Raw genomic sequence first — 14,862 nt, forward strand, 5'->3', positions numbered from 1 at the left:
AGACCATCCCCTATTGCAGAACCTTCGGCATCACGACCACGACATCGACCTGTCGCTTCAACACACGCGCTGCGACACCGGCGATATAGATCGAATAGCCGTCCTCGATGTCGGAGGCGATCTCCTCGTCCTTGGCGAAGGCATACAGCATCGTGCCGTCGAGCTTGTCGAAGCGGATGCCTGCAAAGAGGCGATCGAATGTCTCGGCGCCGACGGCGCCTGCCATCAACGCCTGTATCGCCTGGTCCTGGACGAGTGTGAGCTGCATCATGCCGGTGAGATATGGAAACACTGCGCGAATACAAGGTGCGGACGATCAGGACGAACGTAACAGCCTTTGTCTGAGCGGACGCTGAACGAGCGTCCCGGCGTGATCGTGTCTGGGACTAACCCGGCTCCTGGTTGCCCTCGCCGCCTGGCTTGTGTCCATCGGGCCCGCGGTCGAACAGACCGTAGTGGCTGGAGCGGCTGCCATCAGCCTGCACCGGCCTGGCCGCGAGCCCCAGTCCGAGCAACTCCCGAATGGCCGCCGCCCGGGTCGGCATGCGGTGGGCAAACCTGAAATCATCAATCAGCGAAAGCTCTTCCGGGGTGAGCATGATCTGAAGACGTTCTCCGCGAAGGTCCTGCATAGCCTTTCTCGCTGCAGTGGGTTGGGATGGCGCGTGAGTAAACTACTCAATCTACTCATTTCACTAAAAGTTCCCCAAGCTCCCTGAAAACGGGCTTATGAGCATAATATTCTTGTGAAAACAATGGGTTGAACGTCACGCGGGGTGAGCGATCCCGACGAGCCCTGATCACGCACCTGCGCGTCCACTTCCTGAGAGTTTGCCAATGCGTTTTAGCCCTATCTTATGGGCTGCATCCCTAGATTGCGGCCGATTTGCATGTCGGGAGTTACCGCAATGGCGTTCGGCAAGCGTCAATCCGGAGTTGGTGCGGCTGCACAATCTCTCAATGTCGACCCGCATGTCGCATCAAGCCGGATTGCGACCGAGACGGTCCAGGGGCCCAGCCCGTTTCGCTGGTTCATCATGCTCGTTGCCTGCGCCGCGGGGCTTTACCACCTGTTGGCCAGCTACGGTCCGGACCTCCTGCGCGACCATCGGCTGGCCGGGACCTGGCAGCCGGCGTACGATCTGCAAGCCACGGAAGGAAAGTGCGAACGAACGAACTTCGTGATCACCTTCTGCAGTACCAAGATCAAGTCGGTCGCCAGGCCTGATCAAGCGCCGATGACTCATAGTTTCCTGATGTTCTTTTCGAGCGGTGGCGGCGAAGCGCTGGTGCCGGTGCGCTCGACGACCAACCGCTCGGCGGTCTCGATCTTCTACGCCGCGGAAACAAAGCTCTGGAACCGCACGCTGTCGCTGATTTTCGCAGCGGGCATGATGGCCTTGCTCGATCTCGTCGCGCTGTTCGGTTTCTGGAACGCAGTCAATTCGTGAAGGCCTCCTTCCCACTGATTGGTCGTAGACCGTGACACTGCTCAAGACCCTCGTCTGCATCGGCTGCATCGTGATCGTCTGGGCCACTTTCCAGATGCCGTCCGGCTCCGGAGATGTGGCATCTCGACAGACCTTGTCGATCAGCGAGGAGCCGGACCGCATCGTGCTCGGCTGGAGCGGGCCCGTGCAGGAGCCGATGAGCGAGCGCGTCGCCGCCGCGCTCGATCGTTACAGGATGGATCAGCGCCGGCTCGTCCTCATCCTCAACTCGCCGGGCGGCTCGGTCGAACACGGGCGCAAGGTCGTCGCCGCGATCCGCGGGCGCGACCGCGCGATCGACACGCTGGTCCAGAAGGCCGGCGTCTGCGCGTCCATGTGCGTCCCGATTTTTCTCGCCGGCGCCGAGCGCAAGGCCGATCCCGAAGCCTATTTCATGTTTCACCAGGTCAGCCTGGACCGGAGTGCAAAGGAAAATCTGAAGCGGCGAGAGCTCAGTGACTCCGAACGAGCTGCCGTCTCGCAAGTCGTCAAGACCATCGAGACGCAGGTCACGGACGATTTCTTCCACAGCGATTTCGCCATCCGCGGCGTCAACGCGGCCTGGCTTGCCATGATGCGGCGAAAGATCTCCGACCGCGATGTCTGGATGAGCGGCCAGCAGCTGGTCGACGAAGGCTCCGGCATCGTCGACAGTCTCGTCCGCACACCCGCCGGTTAGCAGGTCTGGTTTCCCATCCGAAGCGCGCGCCTTACGATGTCGAACAGCTATCGGCTATCGCGCCACGCAGCCAGGTACAATGGAGATCTGCGCACTTCTTCAACGGTGGTCCTCGACAAGCCCATGTCTGCGAGCAGACGATCGTCAAGTTCGAGAAGCCGCCTGTACTGGCATCGTCGTTCCCACTCCCGTGCTATTCCAACGAGCCACGACAACGGGCTGCTCCAGGACCATCTGGAAACCCGAAAGGATGGCGATCCTGCATCAAGAGTGTTTGTTGAATGGCCGCAAGGCATGTTTCACCTCCGTATTGGAGCGAAACAACGCTTGGCTGCGGAGGCTCATCGGGCGGTTGTCAAAGGCCCGAGGAATTTGTGTATCACGTGTCTCTCAGGGGCTCAAGCGATCGTAAGCGGACGTCGACTCATGAAGTCGCCGTGCTTCACTATCTGAGAGCGTTCCCGCAGACCCTCATCACGGAGCGCGAAAGATCAGTGCCGTTACGATCAGCGACAGGCCGGCGAGCAGAAGTAGCACCAGCACGACCTTGCGGAAGGTTTCGTCATCAATTGTTCCAAAGAGCTTGAATCCGATCCACAGACCCGCGAGCATGAATGGGAAGCCCAGGACATACAGTTCAAGAGCTTCCGACGTGATGGCGCCAGCGGCCGCGGATCCCCGGTCTTCAAACAGACAGGTTGATCAAGTTCCTCTGATCCTAGCTCTTTGTACTGGCTGTCTTGTCGAGCGCTGCGCGAAGTCCTCGGGCAAGCTTCATCGCGTCGTCATTGGCCCAAAAGTGCAAGAAGAACAGCCGCGGCTGTTCGTCCAGCATGTGGCTGTGGACGGCGGTTACGTCGATACCATTCGTTCGTAATGCCTTGATCACCGGATTGACCTCGTCGCTGGAAAGAACGAAATCGCCTGTGATGGCTGCCTTGCCGCCCCCCGTGGGTTGAAAACCAATGGCTATCGCAACGCCCATCGGCCCGACTGGGCTAATCTGCATGCCTTTTTCCGTGACGGGATCACGGCGCGGCACGGCGAACTGATAAACACCGTTGTTCGCCTGTCCCTTGACGCCGATGATCTGATCGAGCTGTGCGGTATCGAGGTCGATGGCTGGCGGAGACGACGCGGCAGGTGTCGCGAGCGGTGTCCTGCTCTCCGCCAAGGCATCACGAATGACGGCGGCCATCCTGGCAGGATCGCCGTGGCCTCCGACATGCATGTAGAACGTGGCCGGACTGGCGCGCAGCAGGTGATTGTGGACGGCGGTGATCTCGAGGCCGCCTTCGATCATCTTGAGCATGACGGGATTGATTTCGGTCTCGAGCAGAACGAGGTCGCCCATGATCATGGCCTCGCCGCGCATCGGCATGAACGCGATCCAGCCGCCGAGCGCCAGGGCGGGCTTGATGGTCACCCCGTCGAGGGTCACGGTCAGGTCCGTGCGGGGGAAGCCGTAGCGATGCACCTCGCCCGACACTACCGCTTTCCTTCCGAGCGTATCATCGACGTTTTTCCAGTCGGTTTCCTGGGCGGTCGCAATCGTGGTGAAGGAGGCCGCAACGATCGAGGCGACGAGCCAGAGTTTGTTGCTCATCTAGGTATCCTCCTGATTTGGCGCGGGTTTGGTCGGCCCGGGATCGGCCGGCAGAATGCCTGCCTCAACTCCCATCGCGCGTAGCGCAATGGCGAAGCCTTTGTTGATTCTCTGCGAACTGCCGAAATAGACGACTGACGAGTCATCGACGACAGAATCGGCCGCCGCGTCAGCGTCTGACAGACCGCAAGGGGTGCGCTGTGAAATTGGAAGTTTTCGGTCGTCCATGCGCAATCCCCTCGACATGTCGAGCGTTGCGCAGAGCTTGGACGGGGCCCGTCTAACGGGGAGTCTGCTTGTCCCCTCGACTACAGACTAGTTTGAAAGGACGCGACCTGCAAGGTCCGTAGCGTCCGTCACGCGCTTGCATGTCCGCTTCCGGGGGAACGTGTGGACTTCGCCGATAGAGGCGCTCACGCTGCGGCGGCCTGCTTCGACAGCAATTGCTTCAGCTTCGCCGCCGGCACCGCCGGGCTGAACAGCCAGCCCTGCATCTGGCTGCAGCCGAGCTGCCGCAGCACTTCGCGCTGCGCCTCGGTCTCGACGCCTTCGGCCGTCGTTGCCATGTGACGCGCGGCGGCCATATGCACCACGGCCTGGACGATCGGCGAGGAATCTTCTGGTTCGCCGATGCCGCTGATGAAGCTGCGGTCGATCTTGATCTTGTCGAACGGGAAACGGTGCAGGTAGCTCAGCGACGAATAGCCGGTGCCGAAATCGTCGAGCGCGATGCGCACGCCGAGCTCGCGCAGCTGCTGCAGGATGGTCAGCGCCTCCGCGTCGTCGCGGATCAGCACGGTTTCGGTGATCTCGAGCTCGAGCCGCCCTGGCGCGAGGCCTGACTCGGCCAGCGCGGCGGCGACCTTCAGCGCCAGCGTCTTCGACCGGAACTGCACCGGCGAGACGTTGACCGCGATGTGGATGTCGCCGGGCCAGGAGGCGGCTTCCGTGCAGGCCTGCCTCAGCACCCATTCGCCGATCTCGCTGATCAGGCCGGTGTCCTCAGCAACCGGAATGAAGTCGGCGGGCGAGACCATGCCGCGCTCTGGATGATGCCAGCGCAGCAGCGCCTCGCAGCCGGTGACGACATTGGCGGAGAGATCGACCAGCGGCTGGTAGTGCACCTCGAATTCGCTGCGGGCGAGCGCCTGGCGCAGATCGAGCTCGAGCTGGCGGCGCAGCCTGGCCTTGGCGTCGTATTCGGGCACGAAGATGCGGAAGGTGCCGCGTCCCTCCGATTTCGCGGCATACATCGCCAGATCGGCGCGCTTGAGCAGGTCTTCGAGATTGTCGCCGTGGTCGGGCGCGATCGCGATGCCGATGCTGGCGTCGCTCGCGATCTCCTGGCCCTTGCAGTCCACCGGCGTGCGCAGCGAATTCAGTATCTGTTCGGCGAGTGCACTCAGCTCGGTCTGGTCGCAGGTCCCGGCCTTGATGATGGCGAACTCGTCGCCGCCGAGCCGCGCCACCAGATCGTTGCCGCTGACGCAGGCGCGCAGGCGGTTGGCGACCTGGCGCAGCAATTCGTCGCCGACCTCGTGCCCGAGCGAATCGTTGACGCCCTTGAATTCATCGACGTCGATATAGAGGATCGCAAACGGCTTGCCTTGGGCAAGCTCCGCCACGCGCCGTTCAAGATGGCCGCGCATCAACACGCGGTTGGGCAGGTCGGTCAGCGCGTCGTAATGCGCCATATGCGCGATGCGCTCGTCGGCGCGGATGCGCTCGGTGACGTCGTCATGGGTGGCGAGCCAGCCACCGGCCGCGCCGGGCTGGTTCTTGATCTCGATCAGGCGGCCGTCGGAGGTCTCGACGATGTTGCTCTGGATGCGTCCGACGCTGTTCAGGATGTCGTCGCAATAGGAATCGACGTCGCCGTCGAACGAGCCGGTGTCGGCGCGATGCTGGATCACGTCGCGGAAATAGGCGCCGGGCTTCACCACCGCGGCCGAGAGCCCATACATGTCGATGTAGCGGCGATTGCAGACGATGAGCCGCTCGTCCTGGTCGAACATGAGCAGGCCCTGCGTCATCGTGTTCATCGCGGTGTCGAGCCGCTGCTTCTCCAGCGAGACGCGGCGCGTCACCTGGCGGAAGATCAGGAACAGCGTCAGCACGAGCAAGCCGATCGACAGCACGGCGACAGTGACGAAGAATTTGGTCTGGGTGCGCCAGGTGGCGAGCGTCGCATCCAGCGATTTGGTGGCGACCACCACCAGCGGCTCGCCGGTCAGCATGCGCGAGGCGACGATGCGGTCCTTGCCGTCGATCGGGCTGGCAAGCTCGGTCGTGACGAAGGTGCGTTCGAACACGGCCCTCTGCTCCGGCGAGCCGGTGCGGTAGTTCTGCCCGATCATGGCGTCGACATGCGGAACGCGCGCAAGCAACTGGCCATTCTGGTGGTGCATCGCGATCGAGGACTCTTCGCCGAGCCCTGTCGAAGCAAAGTACGATTCGAGCTGCTCCGGCGCGATCGCCCGCGTGACCATGCCGAGGAATTCGCCATGCAGGCCGGACACGCGGCGCGCGATCACGATCGCCGGGCCATTGCCGAGCCGGCCGGGCACGACCTCGATCTCTTCCTGTGCGATCGGATCGTTCTTGAGCCGGTTGAAATAGCCGCGGTCGGCGACGGAGACGTCGGGGACGGGCCAACGCCGCGACGAGTTGATCAGCACGCCGTTGGAATCGAACACGTTGGCGCCGGCGATGTCGGACCAGCCGCTCGCCTTCGCGCGCAGCTCTTCGTGCATGGCGAGCGTACTCATCTCGCTGCGGAAGACGTCCGGGGAAGCGATGCCATGACTTTCGAGTTCCGCGATGACGCTCTTCTGGAGCACCGCGAAATCCGCGAATTCGCGGTCGAAATGACGGGCGAGCAGCCGGACTGCGCTCTCGAGGTTGTCGCGGCCACTCTCGATGGCGCTCTGGCGGAAGCGATCGACGGTGAGCCCGGTGCCGATGGCGGTTGCCGCCATCAGCACGAAGCCGCCGACGATCAGCCACGTCAACGGCGCGCCCCGCCATTGGCGAAGCAGCGCGCGCAGTCGCGCGGTCCATCGGATTGAAGCGCCCATCCCGTCCTCCCGTGGGATGCAAGATGCAGCAAAACCGCCAAGACCCCGTTACCAGTCAGGGTTAGGAAAATGTGAATCGGAGCGGAATCAGGGAGTTGGTTCCCCGGCCGACAGGCGATGAAACGTCACCGCTTGATCTCCCAGTTCAGCGCTTCCGCGTTGCCCTTGGCGAACATCGCCGGCACGTCGAATTTGCCGGTCTTGAGGTCATAGCGACATTTCCAGTCGGCCAGTCCCTTCACGGCGACGTTCTTCGGGTGTTTGTCCATCTCGCCCGACAGCGAGATCAGGAGGTAGCGGTTGTTGGGCCAGTCGACGCCGAGCCAGCGATAAGCATCCTCGGTGCCTTTCATCAGATTGGCCGAGATGTGGTAATCGAGCTTCATGTTCCTCGTATCGGGCCGGCTGTGAAAATAGTCCCAGGCCAGATCGCTCAGCGACTTCCTGGTGGCGCTGGCGAAGGCGCCGTTCTCGACATGGTAGAGAAACAGATCCTGCTCGCCCGAGCCGGTCTTCTGCATCCGCACCAGCCATTGCGAGTCGCTGGTGAAGCGGAAGCCGGCGCCATAGCCCTGCTCCGGCTTCAGCTCGGTCATCTGGTCGCCACGCCGGGCCCAGACCTGCCATTTGACGTCGAAATCCCCGCCGTCCTTCATGTACTGCTCGAGCCTGGTGGCGCCGTCGGGCGAGGTGAAGGCGAGATCGGCATTGTCGGTGAGGACGAAACCCGCCGGCGGGCCGGAGGCGGCGAGCGCGGGGGCGGCGGCGAGCGTCAGAGCAAGCACCAGCCATGGCGCGGCGCGATAAAATGCGGTCACGAGGTAGTCCTTAAAAAAAAATGCCGCAGTGCGGCCTCGCCCATTTGACGTAGAGCGGGGCCCGTCGGTTCATCCCATTGACCGTCTTGCTGCCGTAGCCAAAACGGCGCAATTTGCCGGGGTTGATTTGCGACCTGAGGTTTGAGGACTGATGATCACCGCATCCAAGGCCTTCATTGCATTCTGTCTGCTCGCGGTGGCCGGCACCGTGCTGGTGATCGGCCCGACCGAGCTGCGCCGCCTGCTGCCGGGCGGAGCGAGCACCGAGGTCGCGGTCGTCGCCAAGCCTGGGAGCAAGCCGGAGGTGAAGGCCGAGGCCAAGACCGAGAAGGCCGAAGAACCGAAGCTCGCTGCGGTTGCACCACCGGCACCGGCCGACGCGCCGAAGGCGGGGGCGCTCGCCGAGACCCAGAAGCAGGTCGCGGCGCTGGCCGATATCGCGCCGGCCAAGCCGCAGCCATCCGTTGCGGACACCGGTCCCCGCTTCGACGTCGCCCGCGTCGACGACCATGGCGAGGCCGCGGTGATCGCCGGCCAGGCCGCGCCGGGTTCGAAGGTCGAGCTGCTGCGTGATGGCCAGCCGCTCGACAGCGTGGTCGCCGATGCCTCGGGCCAGTTCGTGATGACCCCGCCAAAGCTTCCCGCCGGCAGCTATGAGCTGACGCTGCGCGCCAAGGCGCCCGACGGCACCGTCACGCAATCCGGCCGTACCATGCCGGTGACGGTGGCCGAAACCGCGCCGCCGCCTGCGCGCGTCGCATCGGTTGCGAAGCAGGAAGCAAAGCCTGACGACAAATCCGACGTGGTCGCGTCCCTGCCGGCACCGCACCTGGCCTCCGCGCCGGATCGGTCCGCAGCTCGGCCGCGCATGATGGGCACGCCCAAGCCCAGGTCCATGGCGAGGATGCCTGCGGCGGGTGCGACGGTCGCTTCCGCCTCGCCCGCGGACGTCCTCAACACGACACCGGCGGAGGCCGGCGGCAGCCGGGTGGTCTCCCGCGGCGACAGCCTCTGGGCACTCAGCCGTCTCGCCTACGGCGACGGCAACCGCTACGCGGTGATCTTCAACGCCAACCGCGAAAAGATCCGCAATCCCAATTTGATCTATCCCGGGCAGACTGTTGTCATGCCGCAAAAGGCGCAGTGAGGCTTGCTTCGCCTCTCCCGCTTGCGGGAGAGGCCGACGCGCCCCGGGCGATGCGAAGCATCGGCCCGCGCGCGGCGGGTGAGGGTTCTCGCCATGCAGGGACATTCTCTGCAATCCTCAACAATCCCGACGCGGAGACACCCCCACCCTAGCCCTCCCCCGCAAGCGGGAAAGGGAGCGCAGTGCCGATGCCGCCGCATCGTGCACACCATTGTCTTGCCGCAAGCGGGGAGAGGTAAGCGCCACCACTCTGCGACGCTTTGACCGTCTCGCCGCGGAACATTTGGTTCCCCTGCGCGTCTTCTTCCTGCGACGCGATGCGCGCTTGGCGCTGGAGGAGGGCCAAGAAGTGATCGGCTCGGTGGTCATGTCGAGATCACGCTTGGGACTGGCGCTTACCGGCGCTGTCCTGGTGCTTCTGACAGTGCTGTTGCCGAATACGGCAGAAGCGCAGTTCGGGCTACGCGGCGGGCCGCTCGGTGTTGCGCGCTTCGCCGTCGGCCACGTCATCGGCCTGTCGCGATTGCGCCACGCACGGATGGCAGTGCGAAGCGGCCGCACCCGTGACGCCGCGTTGAGATCGCAGGACCCGCGCGGTGCCGAGCGTGGCCAAGCCGCCAATCCCTACGTGATGCGTGCCGCGCTCACGGCAGGTGCTGCGCTGTCAGCCTGGCATGGCGGCCGCCGTCCGCAGGGCTGGTGGCGTCATCCCGACGGCAGCTATGGCTGGATCGGTCCCGTATTCTGGCCGTTCGCGCATGACGACCTCACCACCGCGATCGTCTTCGGCGATACGACCAGCCTCGCGCTCTATGGCTATGGCGATATCTATGCGGCGATCTTCGCGCCCTATGCGGCGCCGGAGCTCGCCGCCTACACCGCGCCGCAGGGCCGCCGTGCGCGACGCGTCCCTTCGGTGGAAGCGGTCTGCGATGGCAGCGACACCGGCGGCTTGCCCGTCGACCGCATCGCCGCCGCGGTGCAGCCGAACGAGATGCAGCGCACCGCGCTCGACGATCTCAGCGCGGCCTGGGCTTCGGCGCGCGATACCATTCGCGCCGCGTGCCCGGCGCAGGCGCCCATGACGGCGGCGGAGCGGCTCGGCGTGATGCGGGCCCGGCTTGATGCCATGATCAAGGCGACGGACGCGCTGGCGGCGCCGCTCGCCAAATTCGTCGACCTTCTCGATGACAGCCAGAAAGCAAAGCTAGATTCGCTGGCCAACGAACGCCGCGCGGCGCTCGCGTCGGCCCAGCATAAGGACGCGCAGGCCGCCTCAGCCTGCGATCCGAACAACGATCCCCGCTACGATGTGCAGGCCCAGCGTCAATACGAGCAGCTCGTACAGCAGCAATGGCCCGCCGCCGACATCGCATCCACGCTGAAGCTCGACGACACCGGTCGCGCCCGGCTCGACGTGCTCCAGGACACCACGCTGCGCACCATGGAGACGCTCAGTCCCTGTCCGTCGAAATCGGCAGCAACGCCGCAGGCCCGCCTCGCCGCCGTGAAGGCGCGGCTCGAAAGGATGCAGCAGGCGGTGGGCGGCGTCGGCGATGCGCTCGACGATTTCGAGGCGGACCTGAGCGACGAGCAGAAGGCTGCCTTCGAGGCGATCGGACCGAAGCGCGGGATGTGAGCGGCCCGCTCTCTCTGCGTTCCCTCCCCTTGCCGAGCTGGGTAAAGGCGGCGAACCTCTTGGCTGTCGCAGCGACTAAATCAACGGGCGGCATCCCGCCGCCTGCGCTGCGGCATTTCTCATCCGGTCAGCCCATGGCCCGCCGCAAGCGCTTCTGCTATCGATTGAAGCCTTCTTGCGATCAACCGGAATGACCGATGCGTTCATTGCCTGCGCGTTCCTTTTCCCAGACCTTCGTTGCCCTTGCCGGACTGGCGCTGGTCTCCGCCCAGCCCGTGCGCGCTGCCGATGACGACGCGCCCAAGGGGCCGGCGGTCACGGTGCTGAAGGCGGCAAAGTCCTGCTTCTCCGACATCGTCGAGGCCACCGGCTCGATCATCGCGCGCGAGGAGACCTCGGTGCGGCCCGAGCGTCCGGGGCTGAAGGTGACCGAGGTGCTGGCCGAAGCCGGCGAGACCACGACGGCCGGCCAGGTGATGGCACGGCTGGCGTTGCCCGAAGGCGGCACGCTGCAGGTCACCGCTCCCGTCGCCGGCGTCATCGCCTCCTCGAGCGCACAGATCGGCAACCTCGCCTCGGCCAAGGGCGAGGCGCTGTTCACCATCGTGGCGCGCAGCGAATACGACCTCGTCGCCCTCGTCGCGACCAGCGATATCAGGAAGCTCGCTATCAATCAGCCGGCCACCGTGCGCATTGCCGGCGCCGGCGATCTCGACGGCAAGGTGCGCCGCATCGGTCCGACCGTCGAGCCGAACATCCAGCAGGGCATGGTCTATATCGGGATCTCGTCGCAGAAGCGGCTGCTGCTGAATGCGAGCGGCCGTGCGCTGATCAAGACCGGGCAGAGCTGCAACGTCGCGGTGCCGCTGACGTCGGTGCAATATTCATCCGCCGGCACCGTGGTGCAGGTGATCCGCCGCAATCGCGTCGAGACCAAGCGCGTCGAGACCGGTTTGATGTCGGGCGGCAATATCGAGGTACGTGACGGCCTCAACGAAGGCGATATCGTCGTCGCCCGCGCCGGCGCGCTGCTCCGCGAAGGCGATCCCGTGCGCCCGGTGATGGCGAGCGAAGCGGCGAAGTAGCAAGACGGTCTCGTAGGGTGGGCAAAGCGACTTGTCCGCCATAGCTCGTAGAGCGACGGCGGAAGCGTGCCACGTCTCCCATCGAATTAAACCACGGAGAGATGGTGGGCACGGCGCGTTGCGCCTTTGCCCACCCTACGAAACTGTTCGCGTCGAGAGAGAAGTGGTGGATTACGCCTTCGGCTAATCCACTTTACGAACCCAGCGAACTAGCCGCCGGCCTGGTCGAAATGCACATCCTCGAGCAGCGAGGACGAAACCGTCGGGACCTGGTCGCCTTCGGAGGCGCGGGAGATGGCGACGCGGGTCTTGTTGAAGACGCTTTCGGCGCTGCCCTGCGCATTGAGATTGGTGAGGAGCTCGCTGACCAGCGTGCTGTGCTCGCCCTTGCCGTCGTCGACGACCTTGCCGGGCGAGGCCGAGGAGAGGATCAGCGCATTGTCGGGCGTGCCGATCGGCGCGAGACCGTGAGAGTATGAGCGGAAGCGGCGCTCATAGGGATTGCGGCGGGACGCATCGACGACGACGAGCTTGGCCTTGGCGCCCTGCTCCTTCATCATGTTGAGCACGCCCTCGATCGAGACGCCCTGGCGGCGGACGTCGCTTTCCTTCCAGATCACGGCGTCGACCGGCAGCATGTAGCTCTCGCGGCCGGCCTGCACGCCGTAGCCGCCGAAGAACAGCATGACGACGGTGTCGTGCTTGATGCGGGACTTCAGGCGGTTGACGGCGCGGACCATGTCGTCCTTGCTCGCGTCTTCCACCATGTCAACGTCAAAACCGTTCTTGCGCAGCGACGAGGACAGCGCGCGCGCGTCGTTGATCGACTGCGTCAGCGGTGCGGTCGCGTCGGGATAGTGACCATTGCCGATGACGAGCGCGAGACGCGAGGTCTGGCCCAGCGAGCCCGTGACCTGGTCGGTCGAGACGGCCTTGGCAGCGTCGAGCGCGCGCATGTTGAGGGCAGCATGGGCGCCGATCGCCAGCGACACCGTGCCGATGAGGGCGGCGACGAGCGCAATCGAGCGTCGGGAAATGTCGAGCTGCCTTACATTCATCTCGCTTCATTCCTGTGCCAAAGACCGGCCAAGCGCGCGCACACTGTTTGAGTAGCGCGATGGCGGCTTTAGGTTTGAGGGATTGGCCGGGGGAGTGGCCCCGAATTGCGCGCAATTTGCGGCACCGCACCAAACAAACTCTTAACCGGATATCGCCGGCCCGGCAATAGATCGTCCAAAATTTGAACTAAGCCTATGAATATGTTGATTAATTCTCCTACCCAATTCTCCGCCTTTTCGCTTCCCCGTAACCTTCCGGGGTTCGATCATGCAACCCTGGGGCAGGGTTTTTCCGTGACGTTCATCACATTTGAATTTCCTGCGAATCCGGGTAGCTTTTTCAAAGACTTGCGGGGGTGGGTCATCGACCTGGCACCCGGATAAGTCCCCCGCGACCAGGTATTTCATGAGCTTTCATTATTTCGCAGGAGCCGCGTGCCGGGCACTGACGGCGCGGAAAGACGGCCCCTCCCTTTATGACGTCTGCGATCCCGTATTGTCGGGCCAAGCCAGCGGCGATCCGCATCTGGCGAAATTCTACAAGACCGCGCTCGGCAATCCCGCGCTGCGGGTGCTGCTGCGCCGCGCCGGCCTCCCCGAGCTGCGTGACGAGGCCAAGCTGACCCGGCTGCGCGAGGCTTTGGTCCGCGCCCGCGACGATGCCGAACCCGACTGGGCGGCGGTCGGCCAGCCGATTGCCGATCTCGTCGACACCATCACGCTCGACCATCCAAAACCGCCGCCGGCCAATTTCGTCGGCGCCATGCCGGCACAATCGCAGATCGACGGCGTGATCCGCGATTGCGCGCAGCATCTGCTCGGCTCGTACCGCAAGAACGGTTTCCTGCCGACCTATGCCGCCTTCAACCTGATCGGCGATCCCGATTTTCGCGGGCGCGAGCTGATCATGGCGCTCACCGGGCTGAACGCGCGCGGCTACAAGAATTCGTCGCTGCTGTTCAACCTCGCCCGCGTCTTCATTGCGCGCTCGGAAACCCGCGCCGTGGTCAATCCACCCTGGCGCGGGATTGCCGAGCCGATGTGGGAGCCGATGCAGATCCGCCACCGCTCGGCCTATTACGACGCGTTCTTCATCGAAGCACTGCTCAGCTATATCGAGACCGGGCTCGCCTCGCCTGCGGATAAGAGCTCAGCCGAGCGCGCCATCGCCGACATGGTCGATTTCTGCGTCAATATCAGCCGCGAAGAGGTCGAGGGCATTGGCGGCCAGCGCTTCAACGTCATCACCGCGCTGGCGCCTCCGCCGCATCCGCGCTTTTCGCGCTATTTCGCCCAGATCAAGCAGGACCTCGGCTTCGGCGTCTACGTGCCGGATTGCGACACCACGGCGTGCTCGATTTCCGCGGCGACGCAGGCCGGCTGCACCGATCCGATCATCGACCAGCCGCTGCTGGATTTCTATGCCGGCTATCAGGTCCATGCGGGTGTCAACGAGCCGCGCGTGACGGTGCCGCTCAACGATAATATCGACTACGAAGGCGGCGTTGCGACCTGGATCGACAACCTCAAAGGCGAGCGCCCCTACGGCAACGATCTCGATCCGACGCTCAATCTCGACATTCTCGAGGTGAGCTTTCGCAACCTCGCACGCTGGAACATTCTGGAGACGCCGGCGCGGCTCGCGACCGTGCATCGCATCATCGGCTTCCAGAAGCGCTTAGCTGCGAGCGGCGCCTTCGCCAACCCGCGCTCGCATATCTATTATTTGCCGGAGCTCTACAGCGCCTATTTCGGCCGCTGCTATGCGGCCTTTCTGGCGCTGCCGCTGGCCGCCCAGGCCGCAATCGATCCCGACGGCGATTTCGATTTCATCCGCCATCGCGTGCTGTCCTACGTCAAGGGCGAGCTGATGGCCGCGGAGATGAACGTGTTCGACGCGGCGCTGGCGCTGATCGCGCTCGGCCATCTCGGCGCCGACCCGCGCGCCTTTGCACCCGCGCTGAACGTGATCGTCGATGCCATCGGCGAAGGCGGCCGCCGCGGCCCGTTCCGCGCCTATGAATGGAACAAGATGAAGACCCCGACGCGGATTTTGGTCGGCGGACCGGAGGTGACGTCGGCGTTCGTGTTGATGGGGCTGGCGGTGGCGAAGCGCGCGATGGCGGGGCGGTGAAGTTTCGTGCCCCGTTCGATCAATGACGGGAAGTTGAAAGCCTGTCCGTTAGGCATATGCTGGCCGCGTGGCCCAAAGCCGACCACAATTGCGCGGCTTATCAAGGTGTTCCCAAGACAATGCGGACGA

At 64.2% G+C, this 14,862-nt stretch carries 15 protein-coding genes; 6 read left to right on the forward strand and 9 right to left on the reverse strand.

Annotated features, from left to right (window positions below; all coding sequences use genetic code 11):
* Positions 1-10: 10 nt before the first annotated feature.
* Complete coding sequence (locus FXB40_RS46530) at positions 11-292, reverse strand: hypothetical protein (RefSeq protein ID WP_246208377.1); 282 nt, start codon at positions 290-292, stop codon at positions 11-13.
* A 94-nt stretch (positions 293-386) separates the two neighbouring features.
* Positions 387-632, reverse strand: a complete 246-nt coding sequence (locus FXB40_RS46535; protein WP_148778961.1) for a hypothetical protein — start codon at positions 630-632, stop codon at positions 387-389.
* 276 nt (positions 633-908) lie between these two features.
* Here FXB40_RS46535 and FXB40_RS46540 point away from each other — a divergent pair, with 276 nt between their 5' ends.
* Entirely contained in the window at positions 909-1,451 is a 543-nt protein-coding gene (locus FXB40_RS46540; RefSeq protein WP_148778962.1) for a hypothetical protein, read from the forward strand.
* A 31-nt stretch (positions 1,452-1,482) separates the two neighbouring features.
* Positions 1,483-2,169, forward strand: a complete 687-nt coding sequence (locus FXB40_RS46545) for an ATP-dependent Clp protease proteolytic subunit (protein ID WP_148778963.1) — start codon at positions 1,483-1,485, stop codon at positions 2,167-2,169.
* Between the two features lie 47 nt (positions 2,170-2,216).
* On the opposite strand, the gene FXB40_RS50060 is transcribed toward FXB40_RS46545, so the two are convergent.
* From FXB40_RS50060 to FXB40_RS48585, 6 genes are all read right to left on the reverse strand, one after another.
* Positions 2,217-2,465, reverse strand: a complete 249-nt coding sequence (locus FXB40_RS50060) for a YjiS-like domain-containing protein (protein ID WP_148778964.1) — start codon at positions 2,463-2,465, stop codon at positions 2,217-2,219.
* A gap of 178 nt (positions 2,466-2,643) precedes the next feature.
* Entirely contained in the window at positions 2,644-2,781 is a 138-nt protein-coding gene (locus FXB40_RS46555; protein ID WP_246208380.1) for a hypothetical protein, read from the reverse strand.
* Positions 2,782-2,887: 106 nt separating this feature from the next.
* Entirely contained in the window at positions 2,888-3,775 is an 888-nt protein-coding gene (locus tag FXB40_RS46560) for a DUF1259 domain-containing protein (RefSeq protein WP_148778965.1), read from the reverse strand.
* Positions 3,776-4,003, reverse strand: coding sequence for a hypothetical protein (locus FXB40_RS46565; RefSeq protein ID WP_148778966.1), 228 nt, complete (start codon positions 4,001-4,003; stop codon positions 3,776-3,778). It lies immediately after the preceding gene.
* Positions 4,004-4,188: 185 nt separating this feature from the next.
* Positions 4,189-6,852, reverse strand: a complete 2,664-nt coding sequence (locus FXB40_RS46570; RefSeq protein WP_148778967.1) for a bifunctional diguanylate cyclase/phosphodiesterase — start codon at positions 6,850-6,852, stop codon at positions 4,189-4,191.
* A 125-nt stretch (positions 6,853-6,977) separates the two neighbouring features.
* Entirely contained in the window at positions 6,978-7,670 is a 693-nt protein-coding gene (locus FXB40_RS48585; protein WP_187437603.1) for a hypothetical protein, read from the reverse strand.
* Positions 7,671-7,821: 151 nt separating this feature from the next.
* On the opposite strand from FXB40_RS48585, the gene FXB40_RS46580 reads away from it, so the two are divergent.
* The 3 genes from FXB40_RS46580 to FXB40_RS46590 all read left to right on the forward strand — a co-directional run bounded on the left by FXB40_RS46580 (position 7,822) and on the right by FXB40_RS46590 (position 11,541).
* Positions 7,822-8,817 carry a LysM peptidoglycan-binding domain-containing protein gene (locus tag FXB40_RS46580; RefSeq protein WP_148778968.1) on the forward strand — a complete coding sequence of 332 codons (996 nt, stop codon included), beginning with the start codon at positions 7,822-7,824 and terminating at the stop codon, positions 8,815-8,817.
* A 367-nt stretch (positions 8,818-9,184) separates the two neighbouring features.
* Positions 9,185-10,456, forward strand: a complete 1,272-nt coding sequence (locus FXB40_RS46585; protein ID WP_148778969.1) for a Spy/CpxP family protein refolding chaperone — start codon at positions 9,185-9,187, stop codon at positions 10,454-10,456.
* 197 nt (positions 10,457-10,653) lie between these two features.
* Entirely contained in the window at positions 10,654-11,541 is an 888-nt protein-coding gene (locus FXB40_RS46590; RefSeq protein ID WP_148778970.1) for an efflux RND transporter periplasmic adaptor subunit, read from the forward strand.
* A 209-nt stretch (positions 11,542-11,750) separates the two neighbouring features.
* Here FXB40_RS46590 and FXB40_RS46595 read toward each other — a convergent pair whose 3' ends face one another.
* On the reverse strand, positions 11,751-12,599 hold the full coding sequence (locus FXB40_RS46595) for a caspase family protein (protein ID WP_148778971.1): 849 nt from the start codon (positions 12,597-12,599) through the stop codon (positions 11,751-11,753).
* 406 nt (positions 12,600-13,005) lie between these two features.
* On the opposite strand from FXB40_RS46595, the gene FXB40_RS46600 reads away from it, so the two are divergent.
* Positions 13,006-14,733 (forward strand): hypothetical protein, encoded by a 1,728-nt coding sequence (locus FXB40_RS46600; RefSeq protein ID WP_148778972.1) that lies wholly within the window; start codon positions 13,006-13,008, stop codon positions 14,731-14,733.
* Positions 14,734-14,862 lie beyond the last annotated feature (129 nt).

The organism is Bradyrhizobium rifense (assembly GCF_008123425.1).
GTDB lineage: Bacteria > Pseudomonadota > Alphaproteobacteria > Rhizobiales > Xanthobacteraceae > Bradyrhizobium > Bradyrhizobium rifense.

Coding starts and splice junctions, on each gene's coding strand:
- FXB40_RS46535 (WP_148778961.1), bottom strand. CDS start 632: ATGCAGGACCTTCGCGGAGAACGTCTTCAGATCATGCTCACCCCGGAA.
- FXB40_RS46540 (WP_148778962.1), top strand. CDS start 909: ATGGCGTTCGGCAAGCGTCAATCCGGAGTTGGTGCGGCTGCACAATCT.
- FXB40_RS50060 (WP_148778964.1), bottom strand. CDS start 2,465: ATGCCTTGCGGCCATTCAACAAACACTCTTGATGCAGGATCGCCATCC.
- FXB40_RS46555 (WP_246208380.1), bottom strand. CDS start 2,781: ATGCTCGCGGGTCTGTGGATCGGATTCAAGCTCTTTGGAACAATTGAT.
- FXB40_RS46560 (WP_148778965.1), bottom strand. CDS start 3,775: ATGAGCAACAAACTCTGGCTCGTCGCCTCGATCGTTGCGGCCTCCTTC.
- FXB40_RS46565 (WP_148778966.1), bottom strand. CDS start 4,003: ATGGACGACCGAAAACTTCCAATTTCACAGCGCACCCCTTGCGGTCTG.
- FXB40_RS46570 (WP_148778967.1), bottom strand. CDS start 6,852: ATGGGCGCTTCAATCCGATGGACCGCGCGACTGCGCGCGCTGCTTCGC.
- FXB40_RS46580 (WP_148778968.1), top strand. CDS start 7,822: ATGATCACCGCATCCAAGGCCTTCATTGCATTCTGTCTGCTCGCGGTG.
- FXB40_RS46585 (WP_148778969.1), top strand. CDS start 9,185: ATGTCGAGATCACGCTTGGGACTGGCGCTTACCGGCGCTGTCCTGGTG.
- FXB40_RS46590 (WP_148778970.1), top strand. CDS start 10,654: ATGCGTTCATTGCCTGCGCGTTCCTTTTCCCAGACCTTCGTTGCCCTT.
- FXB40_RS46595 (WP_148778971.1), bottom strand. CDS start 12,599: ATGAATGTAAGGCAGCTCGACATTTCCCGACGCTCGATTGCGCTCGTC.
- FXB40_RS46600 (WP_148778972.1), top strand. CDS start 13,006: ATGAGCTTTCATTATTTCGCAGGAGCCGCGTGCCGGGCACTGACGGCG.